The sequence below is a fragment of the Pseudomonas sp. C2B4 genome (assembly GCF_013359695.1).
In the GTDB taxonomy this organism is placed as follows: domain Bacteria; phylum Pseudomonadota; class Gammaproteobacteria; order Pseudomonadales; family Pseudomonadaceae; genus Aquipseudomonas.
The window spans coordinates 1-3,565 of sequence record NZ_JABFMU010000121.1; the positions used below are offsets into that span (position 1 = coordinate 1).

At 55.0% G+C, this 3,565-nt stretch carries 4 protein-coding genes and 1 pseudogene; 3 read left to right on the forward strand and 2 right to left on the reverse strand.

The genetic code is table 11. The features are described 5' to 3' along the window. Nucleotides 1–220: pseudogene (locus HNQ83_RS30890) on the reverse strand (long-chain fatty acid--CoA ligase); the annotation flags it as partial. 234 nt (nucleotides 221–454) lie between these two features. On the opposite strand from HNQ83_RS30890, the gene HNQ83_RS30895 reads away from it, so the two are divergent. The 3 genes from HNQ83_RS30895 (at nucleotide 455) to HNQ83_RS30905 (ending at nucleotide 3,140) form a co-directional block, all read left to right on the forward strand. Further along, on the forward strand, nucleotides 455–1,399 hold the full coding sequence (locus HNQ83_RS30895; protein ID WP_175392623.1) for a transporter: 945 nt from the start codon (nucleotides 455–457) through the stop codon (nucleotides 1,397–1,399). A 356-nt stretch (nucleotides 1,400–1,755) separates the two neighbouring features. After that, a complete protein-coding gene (locus HNQ83_RS30900; protein WP_175392624.1) occupies nucleotides 1,756–2,766 on the forward strand; it encodes a DUF1254 domain-containing protein in 1,011 nt (336 codons plus the stop codon). Nucleotides 2,767–2,936: 170 nt separating this feature from the next. Then, a complete protein-coding gene (locus HNQ83_RS30905) occupies nucleotides 2,937–3,140 on the forward strand; it encodes a hypothetical protein (RefSeq protein WP_256669358.1) in 204 nt (67 codons plus the stop codon). Between the two features lie 225 nt (nucleotides 3,141–3,365). Here the strand turns inward: HNQ83_RS30905 and HNQ83_RS31040 are convergent. Next, a partial coding sequence (locus HNQ83_RS31040) for a hypothetical protein (RefSeq protein WP_218585565.1) occupies nucleotides 3,366–3,565 on the reverse strand: 200 nt, incomplete at its 5' end.

The window sequence follows — 3,565 nt, forward strand, 5'->3', positions numbered from 1 at the left end:
AGGCATGCAGCAACGATAGGTTGTCGTTTTCCAGAATGCACAGCGCCGTGTCGCCACGCTGTAAATGCAGACGTGAACGCAGGGCGTTGGCAATGCGATTGGTCAACCGATGCAGTTCATCAAAGCGATAACGCCTGTTTCGCTCGACGTTCACCAGCGCCTCCTGGCTGGCATAGCGTTGTGCAACCTGAGCCATGATCCTGGAAAAATTCATCTGCATTGTGGTCTCCATTTGTTGTTCTGGCTGTTGGAAAACGCATTCTAGGAAGGAGGCCAAGGTATACCGCACCCCCCATCCGGAGAGGGGGAAGTTGTCAGCTTGGGTGCTAGGGTTAATGAATGAGTCATAGACGCAGCCAATGGAAAAAACCTTTCCATTCAATGGCATTTTGGGAGGCACCCACTGTAAACAATGCACAGTCAGCCATTAGTTTGCAGTGAGTCGAGGGCTTTTATGAAAACAGGATACAGACTTGCGTCGGGCTTGATGGTCTTACTGCCCGCCATGCTGGCCCAGGCGGATAACGGCGGTATCAGTTTCTGGCTGCCGGGTCAGTTCGGCGCGCTGGCGGCGGTCCCCACCGAACCCGGCTGGAGCCTGCCACTGATCTACTACCATGCCAACGCCAAGGATGACGCCAGCAAACCCATTCCCCGAGGCGGACTGACAACGGTGGGGCTGGATGCGACAGCGGACATCCTCTTCGCCTTCCCGAGCTACACCTTCGCCGAGCCGTTGCTCGGTGCTCAAATTGCCCTGGCGATGGGCGCGGCAGTGGCGCGCTCCGAGGGCAGTGTCGATCTCACGTTGACAGGACCGCGAGGCCGGACCTTTTCCGGCGGTACTGACGACACGTTGAAAGGCGGCAGCGATGTCTATGTGATGGGCACTATGAAATGGAACCATGGCGTTCACAATTTCATCGCCTATACCATGGGCGATATTCCGGTCGGCGCCTACGACCCCAATCGTTTGGTCAACATCGGCCTGGGACATGCTGCCCTAGATGCAGGAGGCGGCTACACCTACTTTGACAAGAAGTATGAGTTTTCCGCCGTGGCGGGCCTGACCTACAACTGGGAAAACACCGATATCGACTATCAAAATGGAATCGATGCCCACCTTGACCTGAGCGCCTCGCACTTCATCAACGACCAGACTCACCTGGGTCTGGTTGGCTATGTCTTCCATCAGGTCACGGGCGACAACGGCAGCGGCGCCAACTTTGGCGACTTCAAATCCCGGGTCAGCGGTATCGGTCCCCAGGCCGGTCACTTCTTCAAAGTCGGCAAAGACCTCTGGTACACCAACCTCAAGGGCTACTACGAATTTGATGCGAAGAATCGGGCGGAAGGCTGGAACACCTGGTTGTCCCTGGTCATTCCTTTATCGAGTTGAAAGCCACCGACTGCGCACTTGAGAGCGCACGCTCCCCCTGCTTGTACGGGTGATTGCGGACAAAACGAAGAGCGCCGGACAATGAAAAAATATTGCTTGCGATAGCCTGCTGCCTTTGTGTGATACGGACCGATTACGCCGCCGTACCGGTTGACGAACAGGTGATAGCGAGCCGCGTCGTTCAGGCGGTCACGGCACCTGCCGGCAAGGATTCCAACTGGATTACCACGCAGACGGGCAGGGGATGGGAAGTCATGATGCGATGCTATGGGCCGCAACCTCCGCTCTTCGACAAGCGCTGGGTATTGTCGGACCTGGAAAAAATACCTGCGCCGTAAAAAAGGAAAAATACAGACATGAAGAAAAGTTATGCCGTGCTCGCGCTCACCTTCATAACAGGCATTGCTCTTGCCGAGAATCCGGTACCGGTGACAGTGGACAACTTCGTGCGCGCGGAAACCGATTGTTACTTCAATAACTCAGTGTCCAGTGGTGGGTTTGGCGGTTGGCATCATGTTCGCGAGCTCCTGCCAATCGACCATCAGTCAGTGATCCGGGGCAATCGGGATACGTTGTACTCGACCCGCGTTTTCGATCTGGATGCAGGCCCCGTGACCATTACCTTGCCGGACGCGGGGTCACGCTTCATGTCGCTGCAGATCATCAGCGAGGATCACTACACAACCACCGAATATGGCGCGGGAGCGCATAGCCTCGACAAAGACAAAATAGGTAGCCGTTACGTGCTTGCCGGCGTGCGCACGCTGGTGGATCCCAACGATCCGGGTGATCTCGAGCGGGTTCATGGGCTGCAAGACGCTATAAAGGTTTCTCAACCGGGTGGTCCCGGCAAGTTCGAGATCCCGAATTGGGATAAGCAGAGTCAGGAGAAGCTACGCAATGCGCTTCTGGTTCTCGCCAGTACCGTTTCCGATACCCGACGCGCTTTTGGCACGAAAGAGCAGGTCGACCCCGTTCAGTACCTGATCGGTGCTGCTTCGGCCTGGGGCGCGAATGCTCCCCGGGATGCGATCTATCTTAATGTCGTTCCGCCGAAGAATGACGGTGCAGCCCTCTATACGCTGAAGGTCAATGATGTGCCTGTCGACGGATTTTGGTCGATCAGCGTTTACAACGAACACGGTTACTACGAGAAAAATCCGTTTAATGCCTACACGATAAACAACGTCACGGCCAAGAAGGGCGCGGACGGTGCGGTAACGGTTCGTTTTGGTGGCTGTGATGGCAAAGCATCGAATTGCCTGCCGATCACAAAAGGCTGGAACTACATGGTGCGACTCTATCGCCCGCGTATGCAGATTCTTGAGGGTGAGTGGCAATTCCCGCAAGCACAGTTGGAAAAGTAAGTAGCTGAAGGCCCTACGCATCCCTTAGGCCTGAGGTGTACCCCACGAGATGCTTGGCATCCTAGGATAAATCATTGGCACCCCGGAGAATTGCTGCGCCGCGCCTTCAGTCATGTTTACCCTCAGATTGCCAGCAGGCATCGCTACGACCAAAAAAGTTGCCGAGGGGCATGCGGTACGGCTACGACGAACAGACCAGCTACCTCGCCACCGAAACCCGGTATGACCTGATCTCCGTTCGCTATATGGTGGTCGGTCTGCGCAACGAGGAACCATGCAACACCCAGTACGGCTTGACGGCCAAGGCCTTCGAATACACACACACACGCGGCACTACGTACCGATGGCCTTCGCTAGTCATCCACCTGGAATGACAGAAGCCTGACCAAGCAGGTTCGGGTGGTCGCGTAGGTGTCCACCCGCCAGCAGACATCGAATCTGTCCTTGCTTTTGTAAAAGTTGAATGGTGGCTCCTGGCCGATTGCCGCAGGAATAGCTCCTGCTCGACCCTCAGACCTAGCCAGTTACAACTGACGAGTTCTAGAGCCGCTCGTACTCCTTAGCATTTAATCGGAGGATAAGTAGCGGTGAAGTGATAATCACATTTGGTCATGGAAACTATCGCAAATTTCGTTCCGCAATTTTTTTGGAGCCCTCGGTTTTATTCGGCTCCAGCTACGGTGACATACTGGTCTTGCGGAAAAATGAAAGTCATAAGCAAGTGATTTATAAAGAAATATTTGTGGACTTAAAATCCCCCGCTCGTAAGGGCGTGCCGGTTCGATTCCGGCTTCGGGCA

Coding starts and splice junctions, on each gene's coding strand:
- HNQ83_RS30895 (WP_175392623.1), top strand. CDS start 455: ATGAAAACAGGATACAGACTTGCGTCGGGCTTGATGGTCTTACTGCCC.
- HNQ83_RS30900 (WP_175392624.1), top strand. CDS start 1,756: ATGAAGAAAAGTTATGCCGTGCTCGCGCTCACCTTCATAACAGGCATT.
- HNQ83_RS30905 (WP_256669358.1), top strand. CDS start 2,937: ATGCGGTACGGCTACGACGAACAGACCAGCTACCTCGCCACCGAAACC.